Source organism: Cobetia sp. SIMBA_158, from assembly GCF_046566945.1.
In the GTDB taxonomy this organism is placed as follows: Bacteria; Pseudomonadota; Gammaproteobacteria; order Pseudomonadales; family Halomonadaceae; genus Cobetia; species Cobetia amphilecti.
On sequence record NZ_JAWJYL010001248.1, the window covers coordinates 1 to 229 of the forward strand.

General features: G+C 64.6%; 1 pseudogene. It reads right to left on the reverse strand.

The annotated features are described in order from the left end of the window. A pseudogene (locus R2R70_RS23710) lies at window positions 1–229 on the reverse strand (ABC transporter substrate-binding protein); the annotation flags it as partial.

Here is a 229-nt window from a genome sequence, read left to right on the forward strand (position 1 = left end):
GGCGTGATCCTTGTACTTCGCGCGATAGGCGTCGAAGTCGTAGTCGAGCAGGATCGGAATCTCGCCCGACAGCACGCGCGCGTAGGCGGTCTGCTTCGGCACGATCGGCTGGTTCGCCTTGAGCTTGCTGAACCATTCGATAGCGGGCTGGAAGTTGTCGAGCGTGCCGCCGAGCGCGAGATTCACGGCGACGGCGCCCGCATAGCCGACGAAGGCGCTCGACGGATCG